The 18186-nt window shown below is 72.6% G+C and carries 6 protein-coding genes; 4 read left to right on the top strand and 2 right to left on the bottom strand.

The annotated features are described in order from the left end of the window. Nucleotides 1-266: 266 nt before the first annotated feature. Together GA0070621_RS14190 and GA0070621_RS14180 are read right to left on the bottom strand one after the other, a co-directional pair. Nucleotides 267-12242 (bottom strand): hybrid non-ribosomal peptide synthetase/type I polyketide synthase, encoded by an 11976-nt coding sequence (locus tag GA0070621_RS14190; RefSeq protein ID WP_091195603.1) that lies wholly within the window; start codon nucleotides 12240-12242, stop codon nucleotides 267-269. A gap of 645 nt (nucleotides 12243-12887) precedes the next feature. Further along, the gene (locus GA0070621_RS14180) at nucleotides 12888-13877 is read right to left on the bottom strand and encodes an N-acetylglucosamine kinase (RefSeq protein WP_091195599.1); all 990 of its coding nucleotides are present in this window, start codon (nucleotides 13875-13877) and stop codon (nucleotides 12888-12890) included. A gap of 198 nt (nucleotides 13878-14075) precedes the next feature. Between GA0070621_RS14180 and GA0070621_RS14175 the strand changes: the two genes are divergently transcribed. From GA0070621_RS14175 to GA0070621_RS14160, 4 genes are read left to right on the top strand one after another with little or no spacing between them, the layout of a single operon-like run. Further along, nucleotides 14076-15038, top strand: coding sequence for a MurR/RpiR family transcriptional regulator (locus GA0070621_RS14175; RefSeq protein ID WP_091195598.1), 963 nt, complete (start codon nucleotides 14076-14078; stop codon nucleotides 15036-15038). After that, nucleotides 15035-15784, top strand: a complete 750-nt coding sequence (locus GA0070621_RS14170; protein ID WP_091195596.1) for an SIS domain-containing protein — start codon at nucleotides 15035-15037, stop codon at nucleotides 15782-15784. The genes GA0070621_RS14175 and GA0070621_RS14170 overlap by 4 nt, the downstream gene beginning before the upstream one ends. 25 nt (nucleotides 15785-15809) lie before the next feature. Further along, nucleotides 15810-17222: an N-acetylglucosamine/diacetylchitobiose ABC transporter substrate-binding protein gene (gene ngcE, locus GA0070621_RS14165; protein ID WP_091195594.1), complete on the top strand. Its 1413-nt coding sequence runs from the start codon at nucleotides 15810-15812 to the stop codon at nucleotides 17220-17222. 22 nt (nucleotides 17223-17244) lie between these two features. Continuing rightward, nucleotides 17245-18186, top strand: coding sequence for a carbohydrate ABC transporter permease (locus tag GA0070621_RS14160; RefSeq protein ID WP_091195591.1), 942 nt, complete (start codon nucleotides 17245-17247; stop codon nucleotides 18184-18186).

Raw genomic sequence — 18186 nt, 5'->3', positions numbered from 1 at the left:
ACGCGAAGCGGTGGGCCGGTCGACGCGGGTCGGCCGGCCCGTCCCGTCCTACGTCTCTGAGCGGCAGCGCCCGCGCGGCCGTAAAGAGGGGGCGGAAAACCAGCCAGCTTCAGTCGGGCCGCCTGCGACGCCCGGCTAACCCACGTCGATCGGCCTCCAGCGGCCGGGCCAGGGCGTCGGCGTTGTGCCGCTCCACGTGTAGCGGCAGCGTACGCATGCCCCGCGGCAGCGGCCAGGCGTCCGCCGGGCCGGCAGGTCGGGCGCGCTCATCGCCGGCCGGTCCGGTGCAGCGCGAGCTGGCGGTCGGCCGCCTCCTGCAGGCGGTCCTTGTCGGCGAGGATGACGCTGCCGGGGTCGTTGTCGGGAAGTTCGTTCTCGACGTCGCGGATCGGTCGGTAGGCGATGCCGGCGGCGGCAAGGGCGAGCGCGCAGAGTCCGGCCACGACTGCCGCGAGGGCCATGCCGCGGCCCGGTCCGGTGCCGACGACGGCGGCCAGCACACCGTCGGGCGACACCATCGGGGTGAACACGTGCTCGGCGAGCGGGCCGGCGGTGAGGAAACCGGCCGGCACCATCAGCCAGGACAGCATCTGGCCCATCGACAGCACCCGTCCTTGGAGGTCGAGACCTACCTTGGCCTGCACGATGGCCAGCCAGTGCGTGTTCACCAGCGCCGTGGCAAGACCCATCCCGAACAGGCCGACGGCCGGGAACAGCGGGCTCGGGTGCAGGCCGACGGTGAGCAGCGACGCGCCGAGGAGCACGACGCTGGCCAGGATGCCGGTGGTGCGTCGGGCCGTGCCGCCCCACACGCCCATGAGGACCGAGCCGACGACCATGCCGATCCCGCTGGCGGCGAGCACCTTGCCGAGCACCGCCGGGTCGCCGAACGACAGGGTCAGCGGTGTGACCAGGACCTCCACCATGGAGAAGAAGTAGTTCAGCGACGCGGTCAGCACGACCAACGCGACCAGGCCGTGCCGGCGGGTGATGAACCGCCAGCCGCCCAGGACCTCCCGCAGGAACGGCTCCTCGCGCTTGACGAACAGGGTGTCCGGGAAGCGGACGGACATCATGACGGTGACCGCGATGGCGAAGGTGAGCAGGTCGATGACGACGATCCCGCGCAGTCCGACCGCGATCACCAGCGCACCGCCGACCAGCGGTGCCAGCACGGTGCTGGTCGCCGTGCCGAGGGAGACGATGCCGTTGGCGCGCCCGTAGTAGCGCTTCGGTACCAGTTGCGTGACGGCCGCCAGGTAGGCGGGTTGCTGGAAGGCGGTCGCCACCGCGGTGACGGTGATGGCGGTGAACACGTGCCAGAGGTGGAGCTGCCCCAACCACAGGAGGAGGGCGAGGCTCACCGTGCCGGCGGCGGCCAGGGAGTCCGCGAGGATCATGATCAGCCGTCGGTTCCACCGGTCGGCCAGCGCACCGGCGATGGGGGAGAGGACCACGGCGGGCAGCAGCGCCAGGACGGTGGCCGTGGCGAACAGCGAGACCGACCGGGTCTGCTGGTAGACCCAGAGGCTCATGCCGAAGCCGGTCAGGCCGCTGCCGATGAGCGAGACGAGTTGACCGATCGCGATCAGGTAGAACACCGTCAGGCTGGGCATCGCACGCTGCGCGGCGGGCCGGTGGGCGTCCGGTGCGGTCGGGACGGTCGCACGGTTCGCCGCCTTCGTCTGCGGCTGCTCCCGCGGCAGCGTGGACGCGGCGGCTGGCTGCGGCGCTGCGGCCAGGGGCGTCACGCCGCAGCTCGCCACGATGATCTTCGCCAACTCGTCGGGCTGGTGCTTGGCGAAGTAGTGTCCGGCGCCCTCGATGACCTCCAGCGACACCCGGTCGGAGAAGAACTCCCACTCCAGGTACCGCTCCTGGTACAGCTCGGTGGCGCGGTCACCGGTGCCGGCGACGCAGACGATCGGTGCCGACAGTTTCCGGGGCAGACCGTTGGCGTAGACGTCGGTGTAGTAGTCCTCGCCCATCGTGGAGTCGGCCAGGACCACGCCCATCACGAAGTCCTTCTCGTGCTCCTCGAATACGTCGGTGAAGAAGCCCAGCGCGCGCAGCCCTTCCAGGGTGCGCCGCTTCGACGTCCAGCGCTCCACCGGGAACCACCGCCGCAGCCAGGCGAACAGCCGGCCGGGCAGCCTCGGGGCGGGGAAGTGGGCGCCGATGACCACGCTGGTCACCTCGACGCCGGCCGCCTCAAGCCGGCGGCCCAGCTCCACCGCGACGGAACCACCCACGCAGTGCCCGTACACGGCCACCGGGCCGGTGATCCCCTCGACGACCTCGGTGACGCAGCGGCCCACCAGCTCGTCCAGGTCGAGCAGGGGTTCGTCCGGGCGGTTGATGTCGTGTCCGGGCCGCTCCAGGGCGTACAGCGACACGCCCGGTGGGAGGGCGTCGGCCAGCGGCTGGAAGGTGATCGCGCTGCCGCCGCCGAACGGTACGCACAGCAGCGTCAACCGCGTCGGCACCGCCGGTCGCGCGGGGGTCAGCTCGTGCAGCAGCCGTCCGACGGAGCCCCCGGTCGCGTCCAGGTGCTCGGTCAACGACCGGATGGTCGGGTGGCGGAACAGGTCGAGGACGCTGATCGCCGGGTCGTTGCCGGCCAGCGCCTTGATGGCCTTGAAGGAGTCGCCGCCGAGGTCGAAGAAGTCGTCGTCGATGCCGACGCTGTCGTAGCCGAGCACCGCCGCCCACCGCTCGGCCAGCGCCTTGCGCAGCGGCGTGTCGGGTGGGGCGGCGCCGACGGTGGCGCCGCCGCGGCGGGGTGCGGGCAGGGCCGCGCGGTCGACCTTGCGGTTGGCGTTGAGCGGCATGCGGTCGAGCACCACGAACGCGGACGGCACCATGTAGTCGGGCAGGTAGGTACGGGCGAAGGCCCGCCACGGCGCCGGGTCGACGTCGAAGTCGGCCGTGACGTCCCCCGTCGCCCCCTGATCGGCGTCATCGCCGGGCTCCGCCCCCGTGGTCAGCGTCAGGTAGGCCACGATGGTCTTCTCGCCCGCGTCCTCGCGGACCACGACGGCGATGTCCCGTACCGACGGGTGGCGGCGCAGCACCGCCTCGATCTCACCGAGTTCGATGCGGAATCCGCGCACCTTCACCTGGGAGTCGCTGCGGCCGACGAACTCGATGCGGCCGTCGGCCAGGTAGCGGCCGAGGTCGCCGGTGCGGTAGAGCCGGCCGCAGCCGTTCGGGTCCGGCACGAACCGCTGTGCGGTCAGCGTCGGGTCGCCGTGGTAGTCGCGGGCCAGCCCCGCACCGCCGAGGTACAGCTCACCCAGTACGCCCACGGGGGCGGGTGACAACTGCGGGTCGAGCACGTAGACGCGCATGTTGCCGATCGGCCGGCCGATGGTGAGGTGCGTGAAGGCGGGCTCGATACGCTCCATGGTGGACCACACGGCGGCCTCGGTCGGGCCGTAGAGGTTCCACAACGCGCCGACCCGTTCGGCCAACTGCCGGGCCAGCGGCGCGGACACCGCCTCGCCGCCGCACACGGCCGTCAGGCCGGGCAGTCCGGGCCAGCCGGATTCGATTAGCAGCCGCCAGGTCGCCGGGGTGCCCTGGGCCAGGGTGACCCCTTCCGCGGCGAGCAGTTCGGCCAGCCGCGTCGCGTCGTAGGCGACGTCCCGGCCCACCAGCAGCATCCGGGCGCCGACCACGAGGGGCAGGAACAGCTCCGGCACCGACATGTCGAAGGCGAAGCTGGCCATCGCGAGCATGGTGCCGTCGCCGGTCAGACCCGGCCGCTCCCGCATGGCGGCCAGGGTGTTGACGACGGCGCCGTGGGTCACCCGTACGCCCTTGGGGCGTCCCGTCGACCCGGACGTGTAGATCACGTACGCGAGGTCGTCCGGCCCGGCCAGCGGCTCGGGGTCGCTGTCCGGCTCGGTGCCCAGGAACGCCGGGCCGCTGTGCACCACCGCGCCCGCGTATCCGGCGAACCGGTCGGCGAGGACTGCCTCGGTGACCAGCACCGCGGCGTCGCTGTGCGCCAGCACGTACCGCTGCCGCTCGATCGGGTAGTCGGGGTCCACGGGGACGTACGCGCCGCCCGCCTTGAGCACGCCGACCAGCGTGACCGGCAGCTCGTGCGAGCGGTTGAGGCAGATGGCGACGGTGACGTCGGGGCCGACCCCGGTCCGGCGGAGCCGGTGGGCGAGCCGGTTGGCCCGGGCGTTGAGCTCGGCGTAGGTGATGGTGGTCGTCCCGAACGTCACGGCGGGCCGGTCGGGGTTCGTCGCGGCCTGGTGTTCGATCAGCTCGACGAGGGTCGGCACCCGCCGCCCGTCCGGTCGTTGCGTGGCCCAGTCGAGCGCGGTGGCGGTGTCGTTCCATTCGGCCACCCGGGCCAGCTCGGTGGGGCTGAGGATGGCCACGTCCGCGAGCCGGACGCCGGGGTCGGCGACGGCGGCGGCGAGCAGCGTCTCCAGGTGTCCCATCATCCGCTCGGCGGTCGCCGCGTCGAACAGGTCGGTGTTGTACTCCAGCCGGAACCGCAGCCCCTCGGCCACCTCGTACGCGTACAGGGCCAGGTCCTGCTGGGCGATGCCCGGCTCGACGGCGAACTGGACCATCCGCAGCCCGGTTGTCCGCAGGTCCTGTTCGGGGACGTTCAGCATGTTGAACATCACCTGGAACAGGGGGTTCCGGCTGAGGTCGCGGGGTACGTCGACGAGGTCGACGAGGCGCTCGAACGGCACCTCCTGGTGGTCGTACGCCCCCAGCGCCGTACGCCGTACCTGCCCGAGCAGTTCCTCGAAGGTCCAGTCGCCGTCGAGCAGCGTCCGCAACGGCAGCATGTTGACGAAGAAGCCGACCATCGGTTCGAGTTCGGCGCGGACCCGCCCGGCGACCGGGGTGCCGACGCAGATGTCGGCCTGGCCGGTGTAGCGCCAGAGCAGGGCCTTCAGCGCGGCCAGCACCGTCATGGCCAGGGTGGCGCCCCGGGCCTGGCTGAAGTGGCGCAGCTCGTCGGCGGCCTGCGGCGGCAGGACGCGGGTGCTGACCGCGCCGTCGAACGTCTGCACGGGCGGCCGTGGCCGGTCGGCGGGCACCTCCAGGACGCTGGCCACACCGTCGAGTTGCCGGCGCCAGTACCGGATGTCGTCGTTGTCGGGGTCCGTCATCCGGCCGTGCTGCCAGCGCGCGTAGTCGCCGTACTGGACGGGCAGTTCGGGCAGCGGCGAGGGACGGCCGCCGAGGACGGCGTCGTAGAGCGTGGCCAGCTCGCCGGCGATGATGCCGAGGGACCACCCGTCGGAGACGGTGTGGTGCATGGTCAGCGACAGCACGTGCCGGTCGTCGTCGATCCGGAGCAGCACGGCCCGGAACAGCGGCCCTCGGGCCAGGTCGAACGGGCGTCGGACGTCAGCGGCGAGGGCCGCGTGGACCCATCGTGGCACCGCGTCGGCGACCGCCGACTCCACGATGCTCCGCACCGACTCGGGGGTGTCCGCGGCCACGCCGGTCGGCGCGGACGTGATCGTCAGGTCGACCGGGCCCGGCGGCGACACCTCCTGGACGGGGTCGCCGTCGGGGCCGAGCGGGAAGACGGTACGCAGCGACTCGTGCCGCCGGACCAGCTCGGCCAGCGCCCCGCGCAACGCGTCGACGTCGAGGGCGCCGTCCAGCAGCAGCGCGGTGCCGACGGTGTAGGCGTCCTGGTCGTACGCCTGGTCGAGGAACCACAGCCGGTGCTGCCCGGAGGACAGCGGCGCGGGGCCGGCGCCGGGCGCGGCGCGGGGGATGGCCGGCTGGGCCGGCGCGGCGGCGGGTTGCCCGGCGACGGCCGCCGCGGCGGGGGCGGGCTCGGTGCCGGTCGGCGGCAGCGCCGCCGCGATCCCGGCGACGGTTGGCTGCGTGAAGACCGTCTCGAGCGGCAGCGCCACGCCGAGTCGGGCCCGCAGCCGTACGACGAGCTGGGTGGCGAGCAGCGAGTGCCCGCCCAGCTCGAAGAAGTTGTCGAGCGCCCCGATCGGTCGGATGCCGAGCAGTTCGCTCCAGATCTCCGCCACGCACTCCTGGTGAGATGTGCTGGGGGCGACGTATGCGGTGCTGACGGCCGGTCGATTGCCGGCGCTGACGGGCTCGTCGGCGGTGGCCGGGGGAGTGTCGGGCGAGGTGGCGTCCGACGCCGGCTCGGCCGTGATCGTCCGTGGCCCGGCATCCACCCAGTGGCGGTGCCGCTCGAACGGGTAGCCGGGCAGCGCCAGCCGGCGGCGCGAGCCGCCGTGGAACCGGGTCCAGTCGACCGGTACGCCGGACAGCCACATCCGGCCGACCGCGTCGAGCATCGTGGTCAGGTCGTCGGCGTCGCTGCGCGGATGGCGCATCGCCGCCACGACCTGGCCGGGCCGCAGGCCGGCCAGCCGGGCCAGGCCGCCGAGGGCGTGCCCGGGGCCCAGTTCCGCGAGGACCACGTCCTGTTCGGCGAGGAGCGCGGCGGACTCGGCGAACCGTACCGGCTCGCGCATGTGCCGCACCCAGTAGCCGGGGTCGGTGACCTGCCCGGGGATGACGGGAGCGCCGGTCAGGTTGCTCAGGTAGGGGCGCTCGGGTTCGGCGTAGGTGACCCGGCGGGCGTGGTCGGCGAACTCGTCGAGCACCGGGTCGAGCAGGGCGGAGTGGTAGCCGCGGGTGACTCGCAGCGGCCGGCAGTCGACCCCGTCTCCGGTCAGCCGCCGGCGTTGCTCCTCGATCGCCTCCGGGTCGCCGGACAGCACGCACAGCTCCGGGGCGTTGACGGCGGCCAGCGCCACCCGGTCGTCGAGCAGCCCGGTCACCGCCGTCTCGGGCAGGCTCACCGCGAGCATCGCCCCGGTCGGGGTCCGCTCGACCAGCGCACCGCGGGCGCACACCAGGCGCAACGCGTCGGCTGGGGAGAAGACCCCGGCGAGGCACGCGGCGACGTATTCGCCGAGGCTGTGCCCCACCATCAGGTCCGGGGTCACGCCTCGGGCGAGCAGCGACCGGGCGAGGGCGTACTCGGTGACGAACAGCGCGGGTTGGATCAGCCGGGGCTGCGCGAGCAGCCGCTCGGCCCGCTCGTGGCCGTCGGGCGCCGGGCAGAGCAGGGTACGCAGGTCGAGCCGCAGCTCGTCGGCGAGCTGTTCGACGCACTCGTCCACCACGGCCCGGTAGGTCGGGTCCGCGCGGTACAGGCCGGCGCCCATCGCCACGTGCTGGGCGCCATGCCCGGGGAAGGCGAACACCAGCGGCCGCCGGCCGCCGGGGTGGGTGCCGGTGAACTGCCGCTGCGGCGAGTCGAGTGCGGCCAGCGCGTCGGTGCGGTCCGCCGCGACGAGGAACCGCCGGTGGGTCATCGGCTGGCGCCGGCCCAGGCTGGCCGCCACGTCCCCGAGGTCCGCCTCGGGATGCGCGTCGAGGTGGTCGCGGACCTGGCGCGTCTGCCGGTCCAGCGACCCGATCGTACGGGCCGACAGGACCAGCAGTTGCGGCCCCGGGGCCGGCGGCCGGGCGGGCGCCGCGGCGGGCGGCTCCTCCAGTACGACGTGCGCGTTCGTGCCGCCGATGCCGAAGGAGCTGACCCCGGCACGGCGCGGGCCGTCGCCCGGCCAGGGGCGGGCGCTGTCGTTGAGGTAGAACGGGCTGGCCCCGAAGTCGATCGCCGGGTTGGGCCGGCTGACGTTGATCGTCGGGGGCAGGGTTCGGTTGTGCAGCGCCATGATGGTCTTGATCAGGCCGGCGACACCGGCGGCGGCGTCGGTGTGCCCGATGTTGGCCTTGACGGAGCCGAGGGCGCAGAAGCCGCGGTCGTCGGTGCCGCGCCGGAACGCCTCGGTCAGCGCGGTCACCTCGATGGGGTCGCCGAGGCTGGTGCCCGTCCCGTGGGCCTCCACGTAGCTCACCGAACGGGGGTCCACCCCGGCCGCCGCGAGGGCGTTGCTGATCACCTCGACCTGGCCGTCGACGCCCGGCGCTGTGTATCCGGTGCGGCGGGCGCCGTCGTTGTTGATCGCGGAACCGCGGATGACGGCGTAGATGGTGTCGTGGTCCGCGACGGCGTCCTCGAACCGCTTGAGCGCGACGATGCCGACCCCGCTGGATTCGATGCTGCCGCGGGCGTCCGCGCTGAACGGTCGGCAGTGCCCGTCGGGGGAGTAGATCCCGCCGTCGTGGTAGAGGTAGCCGCGCCGCTGCGCGGGGAAGATGCTGACCCCACCGGCCAGGACCAGGTCGGATTCGCCGGTCAGCAGGCTCTGCCGGCCGAGGTGCACGGCCACCAGCGAGGTCGAGCAGGCGGTGGCGACGGTGACGGCGGGGCCGGTGAGGTCGAGCTTGTAGGCGACCCGGCTGAGCAGGAAGTCCTTGTCGTTGCTGATCGACAGCTGGTGTTCGCCGATGGCGCTCATCAACTCTGGATTGCTGCTGAGGTGGTCGAGGAGGTAGCTGTTGCGACCTGACCCGGCGAACAGGCCGATCCGGCCGGAGTGGTCGGACGGGTCGTAGCCGGCGTGCTCCAGCGCGTGCCAGGCGCATTCGAGCAGCAGCCGGTGCTGCGGGTCGAGGGTCTGCGCCTCGCGGGGCGTGATGCCGAAGAACGCCGCGTCGAACTCGTCGATCCCGGGCAGGTAGGTGCCGGCCCGCACGTACGCCGGGTCGTCGAGCCGGGCCGGGTCCGCCCCGTCGGCCAGCATCTCCTCGACCGTGAACTCCCGCACCGACTCCACGCCGGCGCGGATGTTGTGCCAGTACTCGTCAGGCGTCCGGGCGCCGGGGAAGCGGCAGGCCATGCCGACCACGGCGATCATGCCGCTGGGCCGGCCGATGTCGCCGCCCGCGCCGGCGGATGGCCGGGCGACGCGGGCCGGCGCGGGACGCGGGGCGGTCGCCGTCCCGGTGGTGGCGGTGACGAGGAACGCCGCCAGGGAGTCGACGGTGGGGTTGCGGAACAGGTCGGTGACCGTGACGACGTCGCCGAGCTGCGCGCGCAGCCGGTCGAGGACGGCCAGCAGGCGCATCGAGTGGCCGCCGAGGTCGAAGAAGTTGTCCCGCACCCCGACCCGGGGCACGCCGAGCACCTCGCGCCACACCTCCACGACCAGCCGCTCGAGGCGTATCCGTGCGGCGTCCCACTGCGCCGGACCGGGGTCGGCGGGCGCGGCCACCGGTGCGTCGGGGGCGGCGTCCGGCTCGGGCGTGGATCGCTGCCGCGGCACCTCCGGTGATCGGCCGGGAGCGGGCAGCGCGGTGGGGTCCACCTTCCCGTTGCCGGTCAGCGGCAGCGCGTCGAGGAAGACGAACGCGGCGGGAACCAGGTAGGACGGCAGATCGGCGGCGAGGGCAGCCCGGAGGACCGCGCTGTCCCGGTCGCTGTCCACGACACCCGCCACGTACGCGACGAGCCGCGGGTCGTCGGGGTCGTCCCGGCGGAGCTGCACCGTGACGTCGCCGTCCGGCAGGTGCCGTCGGATGGCCGCCTCGATCTCGCCGCACTCGATGCGGTAGCCGCGCAGCTTGACCTGGTTGTCGGTGCGGCCCAGGTATTCCAGGTTCCCGTCCGGGCGCAGCCGCACGAGGTCGCCGGTGCGGTACAGCCGCGCGCCGGGGGCGGACGAGAACGGGTCCGGGACGAACCGCTCGGCGGTCAGCCGCGGCTGGTGCAGGTAGCCGCGCGCCACGCCGGCCCCGCCGACGTACAGCTCGCCGAGCACGCCCGCCGGAACCGGGTTCAGCCAGGCGTCGAGCACGTACAACTGGGTGTTGGCGACCGGCCGGCCGATGGGGACCGAGCCGCCGGTCGGGGTGGCCGGGTCGACCTCGTACGCGGCGCAGCCGACCACGGTCTCTGTCGGCCCGTACTCGTTGACCAGTGCGGTGGCGGGGGAGTGGGCTCGCCAGGGTGCCACCTGGTCGGCGCGCAGGTTCTCGCCGCCGATGACGAAGCACCGGGTGCGGTCGGCCAGTTCGGCGGGGCGCAGCTGGTGGTTGACGAGGTCGAGCTGGGCCGGAGTGATCTTGACCAGCCCGAACGGAGTCCGCTGCTGGCGCAGCGCCTCGCCCAGCGCCTCGGGGCCGAGCTGTTCGCCGATCATCAGGACGGTGGCTCCGCTGGTCAGCGGGACCAGCAGGCTCGTGACGGCCAGGTCGAACCCGATCGACGAGTGCAACGGGACGGTGTCGCCGGGCTGCAGGCGGTAGGCCTGGGCGGCCCAGCGTACGTAGTTGCACACGCCCCGGTGGGTGACCATGACGCCCTTGGGTCGGCCGGTGGACCCGGAGGTGTAGATGACGTACGCGAGATCCTCCGCCGACGGCGTCGGCCGGCGCCGCGGCCGCCGCTTCGGCCCCGACCTGCCGGTGCCACGACCGGGGTCGGCCGGCACGACAGGCGGGTCCAGGTCCGGCACGAGCAGCGCCGCGTCGTCGGGCACCAGGTGCGCCAGCTCGGCGCAGGTGAGGACGACCGGGGCGGCCGTGTCGTCGTGCAGGTACCGCAATCGGGCGGGCGGGTTGGCCGGATCCATGGGTACGTAGGCCGCGCCGGTCTTCAGCGCGGCGAGGACCGCCACGGCGAACGGGACCGAGCGCGGCAGCAGCACCCCCACCAGGCCGCCGATGCCGACGCCGCGCTGGCGCAGGGTCTCCGCCAGCGCCTCGGCCCGCGCGTGCAGCTGCTGGTAGGTCAGCGCGGTGTCGCCGTCGGTCACGGCCACGCCGTCAGGGGTCCGGCGCGCCTGCTGCTCGATCAGTACGTGGACCAGGTCGTCGGGCTCGGTGGGGGTGGCCGTGTGGTTCCACTCCACGACGAGCTGCCGGTGCTCGTCCGGGGTGAGCATCGCGGCGGAGCCGACCGGTGCGCCCGGATCGGCCAGCAGCGACCGCAGCAGCGTCTGGAAGTGTCCGGCGAGGCGGACCATCGTGTCGTCGTCGAACAGGTCGGTGCGGTACTCCAGCACGGTCCGCACGCCGTCGGTGTTCTCCCGTACCGAGACGGTGAGGTCGAACTTGGCGGTGGTGCCGGGCACCTCGAGCGGGGTGACCTCGAGGCCGTCCAGGCGCGGGGGTGCCGCCTCGCGGCCGTAGACGAACATCACCTGGAACAGCGGGGAGAAGCCGGGCTGGCGGGCCGGGCGCAGCGACTCGACCAGCGCCTCGAAGGGAAGCTCCTCGTTGCGCAGCGCATCGAGGGCGGCGGCGCGTACCCGCTCGAGCAGCGTCTCGAACGACGGGTTGTCGTCCAACCGGGCACGGATCGCCACGGTGTTCAACAGCAGCCCGACGAGCTTCTGCGCCTCGGCCCGCTGCCGGTTGGCCGTCGGCGTGCCCACCACGATGTCGCGCTGTCCCGTCCAGCGGGCCAGCAGCACCTGCAAGGTCGCGAGCAGGACCATGTACGGGGAGACGCCCATCCGGCGGCACAGCGCCATCAGCGTCTCGGTGGACATGTCCAGCGGGAACGACAGCGTGGCGCCGGCGCTGGACGGTACGGCGGGCCGTGGCCCGCGGGTGGGCAGCTCGAGAACGGCGGGCGCGTCCGCGAGCTGAGCGTGCCAGTATTCGCGCTGGGCGGCTGCCTCCGCACCGCCGAGCCAGTCGCGCTGCCACGCCGCGTGGTCGCGGTGGTCGACGTCGACCGGGTCGAGGTCTGCCGGCTGCCCCGTGCGGTGGGCGGTGTAGAGCCGTGCCCACTCGTCGTGGAGGATGCCGAGCGACCACTCGTCGACGGCGACGTGGTGCAGCGTCAGCAGGAGCACGTGCTCCTCCGGCGCGCAGCGCAGCAGGCTGGCGCGCAGCACCGGTCCGCGTTCCAGGTCCATCGGGGTGGACGCCTCGGCGTGGATCCGGGCCCGCAGCTCCTGGTTGCGTTGCCAGGTGGGCAGCCCGCTCAGGTCGTGCACCCGCAACAGCCCCGGGTGCGGGTTGTGGACCACCTGGACCAGGCGCTGCGTCAAGCCGGCCGGCTCCGACGGTCCGGCCGTGGCGTCCGCCGCCGGCGCGAGGGTGGTACGCAGCGCGTCGTGCCGGGCCACCAGCCCGTCGAGCGCCGCCGACAACGCCGTCACGTCCAGCGGCCCGCGCAGCCGGTACGCCAGCGGGACCAGGTAGGTGGCCGTCCCGGCGTCGAGGCGGCTCAGGTACCACATCTGGCGTTGCGCGTACGAGGCCGCGACAGGGCCGCCGGCAGGGGCAGCGCCTCCGGCGTCGACCCGGAGCGGCTCGATGGGCGCCGCCTGCCGGGAACTCAGGACATCGGTCATCGCGTCCGCCTCCTCTGTGCCAGCACCGGCCGGAGGAGCGCCGCCAAGGCGGCGGCCCGTTCCACCAGTTGCTCGTCGTCCGCTGGGCCGAACCTGTCGATGACGGCCGGTCGACCTGGCGCCTGCCCGGCCTGCTGGAACACGGCGGCGGGGTGTGGTGACACGACCAGCCGGCGGGCTGATTCCGCAGGTCGGAAGGTGCCCGTCCCGGTCTCCATGATCGGCTCATTCATACGACAGAGGTAGCTTCTTTGACAGGAACAGCCCGTCGACATCATGGCACTGGTGATCTTGATTGAGGGATCCCCGGATTGTGTCGGCTGTCGATGCTTTCGGTGCCGACGTCGTTGCACGTTCGTCTATTTTTCTGGCGGCGGCAGGATCTCTTACCCGGAAGCTGTCGCACCCACGATTGACCGCCGCACGGGCACTCAGGGCAAGGCTCGGTCTGCCGTTCGGAGCCGTCCTGCCAGAGTGCTTTTCGAGCGCTTTGGAGCTGATGTCGCAAACGATTCATCCGGTCCGCCGGCTGGGCACCGGGACGGGTCCGGCCGGCGATTCGTTCGTGATATCAGCTCCAAAGGCCAGCCTCGGTTATCGGGCGCGGGGCGCGAGGCGCGGGGCGCGAGGCGCGAGGCGCGAGGGTCAGGCGGTCGGCGGGACCAGGAGCGCGTGCAGGGCCGTCGGATCGGTCACCTCGGGCAGCTCGCGGGCGGCGAGCCAGGCTGCCGCCGCGGCGCCGTCCCCGGCGGTCCGCAGTGGCGCGTCCGGCCAGCGGTGGGCCAGCTCGGCGCGGACCGCGTCGGCGAGCGGGGTGTCCCCGGTGAGCAGCCCGCCGCCGAGCACCACCGGGTCGGCCGCGCCGGCCGGCCGGATCCGGGTGACGCTCTCGGCGAGCAGCGCGGCGGCCTCCCGGATGAGCGTCCGGGCGGTCGGTTCCCCCTCCCGGGCCGCGGCCACCACCAGCGGCGCGAGCCGGGCCAGCTCGACCGGCGGACGTCGGGTGACCGCCTGCACCACGGCCTCGGCGGTCGTCCGTGGCCGGTCGGCCACGTCGGCTGAGCCGGTCAGCTCGGCGAGCACCCGGTGGGCCAGCGTGCCCGGCGGGTCGGCGCGGTCCAGGTCGGACAGCAGCCGGCGGACCGCCTCGCGGCCCAGCCAGAATCCGGAGCCGGCATCGCCGAGCAGCCAGCCGTGCCCGTCGGCGGTGCGCTCCAGGCGCAGGTCGTGAACCTGGGCGGCGATCGCGCCGGTGCCGGCGATGAGCACGGTGCCGTCCGGGGCCGCGGTGCCCGAGGCGTACGCGACCAGGGCGTCGCCGTGCACGGCGTACGGGCAGCGTAGGCCGGCGTCGGCCCAGGCGCGGTCGAAGGCGGCCCGCCCCTGCGGGTCGGCGAGGAGCCGGCCGGCCCCGGCGAGGCCGATGGTGCCGGCGCGTACCCGGGTCGGGTCGATGTCGGCGAGCGCGGCGCGCAGCGCGGCGAGCAGTTCGGCGGCGGCCCGGTCGGCGCCGTGGCTGGTCGGGTTGCCGCCGCCGGCCCGGCCGGTGCCGAGTCGTACGCCGTCGAGGCTGAGGGCGGCGGCGCGGGTGGACGTACCTCCGACGTCGAGGCCGACCACGACGCTGTCGGACATCCGGTGGGCCTCCCTGGGCTCGGGCCTGGTGGCTCTTCATGCTGGTCGGCCCGGCGGGTCGAAGCAAGATCCACCGGCGGGCGTGCGGTTGTGTGCCAGGTAACAGTTTGAAAACTTCGCCCACGGCCTTGACACGGAGGGGCCCTCAGTAAGAACTTTTACCACTAACAGTTAACACTCTTTTCCGAAAGGCGTCCCATGGTTGATCATGAGGTGGACACCTCCGCGGGGACCGCGGTGGTCGACGCCGAAGCGGTCGACCGGCGGGGTGCGGTGGCGGTCTCCTCCGACGGTGTGCTGGCCAGGGTCCGGGCCGGGGCGGGGGAGCTGACGGGCGCCCTGCGCCGAGTCGCCGAGCACGTGCTCAGCGACCCGGAGGCGGCGGCCCGGGCCACCATCGTGGAGCTGGCCGAGCGCAGCGGCACCTCACCGGCGACCATCACCCGCTTCTGCCGGGCGATGGGCTTCGAGGGCTACGCCGACCTGCGGCTCGGCATCGCGGCGGAGACCGGCCGGGCGCGCTCCGCCGGCTGGACCGTCGACATCGGTCGGGAGATCCAGCCCGGCGATCCACTGTCCCGGGTCCTCGACCAGATCATCGCCGCCGACACCCGGGCCATGCACGACACCGCCGCGCTGCTCGACCTCGCCGAGGTGGAGAAGGCCGCCGTCGCCATCGCCGGTGCCAGCCGGGTGAACATCTTCGGCGCCAGCGGCAGCGCCCTGGTCGGCGAGGAGATGCAGTTCAGCCTGCACCGCATCGGGGTGGCCGCCTGGGCCTGGAGCGACGTGCACGAGGGGCTGGCCAGCGCCGCGCTGCTCGGCGTCGGCGACGTCGCGCTCGGCATCTCACACACCGGGCAGACCCGGGAGACCATCGAGATGCTCGCCGAGGCGGACAGCCGGGGCGCCACCACCGTGGCGCTGACCGGCTTCCCCCGCTCGCCGCTGGCCGAGCTGGCCGACATCGTGCTGGTCACCGCCAGCCAGGCCACCACCTTCCGGCCCGACGCGCTCTCCGCCCGGCACCCGCAGCTCGTCGTGCTCGACCTGCTCTACATCGCGGTGGCGCAGCGCACCCACGACCGCGCCCACGCGGCCTTCCGGCGTACCGCCCAGGCCGTCGACGGGCACAAGGCCGCGAAGGGGACCCCCTCATGATCAGTGCCCAGCGGTACGCGGACGCCGTCCGCCCGGTGCTCGACCGGCTGGTCGACACGCAGGCGGACGGGGTGGACCGGGCGGCCGACCTGATCGCCGCCGGGCTGCGCGCTGGCGGGGTGCTCCAGGCCTTCGGCGCCGGCCACTCCGAGGCCTTCGCCGCCGAGCTGGTGGCCCGCGCCGGTGGCCTGGTCCCCACCAACCGACTCTCCCTGCACGATCTCGTGCTGCACGGCGACGCGCCCCGCGACGTGCTCGCCGACCCCAAGCTGGAGCGCGACCCGGCGGTGGCGCACCAGCTCTACGCCCTCGCGGCGCCGCAGCGCGAGGACGTGTTCGTGGTCGCCTCCCAGTCCGGCATCAACGGCTCGGTGGTCGAGCTGGCGACGCTGGTCCGGGAGCACGGCCACCCGCTGATCGCGGTCACCTCGGTCGAGCACAGCGCCCGGGTCGCTCCTCGGCACCCGTCCGGGCACCGGCTCGCCGACCTCGCCGACGTCGTGCTGGACAACGGCGCGCCGTACGGCGACGCACTGCTGCCGCTCGAGGGCGGCGGCGCGGTCTGTGCGGTCTCGTCGGTCACCGCGGCGCTGCTGGCGCAGCTGCTGACCGCCGAGGTCGTACGACGGTTCCACCAGGCCGGGGAGGTACCCCCTATCTACCTCTCCGCCAACGTCCCCGGTGGGGACGAGCACAACCTCGCCCTCGAGTCGCGGTACGCCGGACGCCTCCGGCGGACCGCCTGACCCGACACCACAAGGAGAGACGAAGATGTCGGTTACTCCCGAGAACCTCGGCGACCTCAGCCGCCGGACCCTGCTGCAGCGGGCCGCCGCGGCCGGCCTGCTCGCCGCCCCGGCCATGGGCCTGCTCAGCGCCTGCGCCGGCAGCGAGCCGAGCAAGCCCGAGGACAAGGGCGGCGCGAAGAGCAAGGACAACCCGTTCGGCGTGCAGGACGGCAGTGCGGTCAAGGTGGTCGTCTTCAACGGCGGCCTCGGTGACCAGTGGGCGAAGGAAGACAAGGTCATCTTCAACGCCAAGCACGCCAACGTCACGGTCAACATGAGCTCCACCCAGAAGATCAAGACCGAAGAGCAGCCGAAGATGGCGACGCAGCCGAGTGACCTGGTCATGAACTCGGGTTCGGACATGATGGACCGCAGCACGCTGATCAACGAGGGTGCCATCGAGCCGCTCGACGACCTGCTCACCGCCCCCGCGTGGGACAGCGAGGGCACGGTAGCCGACTCGCTGCTGCCGGGCACGGTGTCCGACGGCACCCAGAACGGCAAGTTCTACGTCGTGAACGTGGCGTTCACGGTCTGGGGCAACTGGTACAACGCCGCCCTGTTCCAGAAGGAGGGTTGGCAGCCGCCGACCACCTGGGCCGAGTTCTTCGACCTCGCCCCGAAGATCAAGGCCAAGGGCATGGCGCCGTACGTCCACGACGCGGCTCACGGCTACTACCCCCGGTGGGCGCTCATGGCGAGCATCTGGAAGACCGCCGGCAAGCAGGTGGTCGTCGACATCGACAACCTGAAGGACAACGCCTGGAAGGCCGACGGCGTCCTCAAGGCGCTGGAGCCGTGGGAGAAGCTGGTCAAGGACAAGCTGCTCCTGCCGGGCAAGCTCGACCACACCCAGTCGCAGCAGGCGTGGCTCGACGGCAAGGCGGCGTTCATCCAGGTCGGCACCTGGCTGAAGAACGAGATGGCGGCGACCATCCCGCCCGGGTTCGACATGGCGATCTCCGACTACTGGTCCAACGCGGACGACAAGGCGCCCAAGGACGTCTTCGCCGCCGCCGGCGAGGGCTTCGTCGTGCCGAGCAAGGCGCCCAACAAGGCGGCCGCCAAGGAGTTCCTGCGGGCGATCCTGTCGAAGGAGGGCTCGGCCAAGTTCGCCGAGCTGACCAAGTCCCTGGCCTCCACCAAGGGCTCCGGCGACAACGTGCAGGACTCCGCGCTGTCCAGCGCGAACAACCTCATGAAGAACGGCGGCAGCGAGCTCATCTCGGTCAAGTTCCAGGACTTCTACGCCGACCTGGACAAGGAGAGCCAGAACCTGTCCGAGGAGCTGATGGCCGGCCGGCTCACCGCGCAGCAGTTCGTCGACAAGATGCAGGCGGCCGCCGACAAGGTCGCCAAGGACTCGTCGATCAAGAAGCAGACCCGTACCTCCTGACCCGATCGGAAGTGTGAGTCGAATGCGGCACGGTGTCGCGCGTTTCGTCACGGGCTTCCTTGCCCTGCCCGTCGCGCTGTACCTGTTCTACGTGGTGTGGCCATTCGCGCAGGCGGCGGGCTACTCGCTGACCGACTGGGGCGGGTACTCGGATTCCCAGCACTTCGTCGGGCTGGACAACTACGTCCGGCTGCTCTCCGACGAGCTGATCCGGAAGGCGTTCTGGCACAACGTCTTCTTCCTGGTCACCGTGCCGCTGTTCACCATCGCGCTGGCCCTGTTCCTCGCGTTCCTGCTCAACGTGGGCGGACGCGAGGACAGGGCCGGCATCCGCGGGGTGTTCGGCTCCGGGCTCTACAAGGTGATCTTCTTCTTCCCGCAGGTGCTGTCGCTGGTGGTCATCGCCGTCATGTGGCAGCAGATCTACCGCACCGACAGCCAGGGCCTGATCAACGGCCTGCTCATCAAGATCGGACTGGTCGACCCGGAGAACCCCATCGCGTTCACCGCCGATCCGGAGCCGTTCCTCGGCGTGCCGGCGGTGCTGTGGTGGCTGCTGCTCATCGCGGTGTGGAGCGGCGCCGGCTTCTACATGGTGCTCTTCTCCGCGGCCATGCAGTCGATCCCGAAGGACATCTACGAGGCGGCGGTCCTCGACGGCGCGGGCCGGTTCCACACCTTCTTCCGGGTGACCCTGCCGCTGCTGCGGGACACCGTCTCGGTGGCCTGGGTCTACCTGGGCTTCATCGCCCTGGACATGTACGCCCTGGTCTTCGTCATGACCCCGAGCCAGGGCGGGCCGAACCACGCCAGCGAGATCTTCGCCTCGGTGATCCAGTTCAACGCGTTCCAGAAGGGCCAGTTCGGCTACGCCTGCGCGATCGCCGTGGCGCTGGCCATCTTCACGATCCTGCTCGCCGCGGTGCAGCTGAGGATCACCCGTCGTGATCGTATCGAGTTCTGA

Source organism: Micromonospora narathiwatensis, from assembly GCF_900089605.1.
Lineage (GTDB): Bacteria > Actinomycetota > Actinomycetes > Mycobacteriales > Micromonosporaceae > Micromonospora > Micromonospora narathiwatensis.
This window is presented reverse-complemented; position numbering and strand designations above follow the sequence as displayed.

Bases quoted from the DNA above. Each gene is read 5' to 3' on its own strand.
- GA0070621_RS14175 (WP_091195598.1), top strand. From the start codon at position 14,076: ATGGTTGATCATGAGGTGGACACCTCCGCGGGGACCGCGGTGGTCGAC.
- GA0070621_RS14180 (WP_091195599.1), bottom strand. From the start codon at position 13,877: ATGTCCGACAGCGTCGTGGTCGGCCTCGACGTCGGAGGTACGTCCACC.
- GA0070621_RS14190 (WP_091195603.1), bottom strand. From the start codon at position 12,242: ATGACCGATGTCCTGAGTTCCCGGCAGGCGGCGCCCATCGAGCCGCTC.
- GA0070621_RS14160 (WP_091195591.1), top strand. From the start codon at position 17,245: ATGCGGCACGGTGTCGCGCGTTTCGTCACGGGCTTCCTTGCCCTGCCC.
- GA0070621_RS14170 (WP_091195596.1), top strand. From the start codon at position 15,035: ATGATCAGTGCCCAGCGGTACGCGGACGCCGTCCGCCCGGTGCTCGAC.
- ngcE (WP_091195594.1), top strand. From the start codon at position 15,810: ATGTCGGTTACTCCCGAGAACCTCGGCGACCTCAGCCGCCGGACCCTG.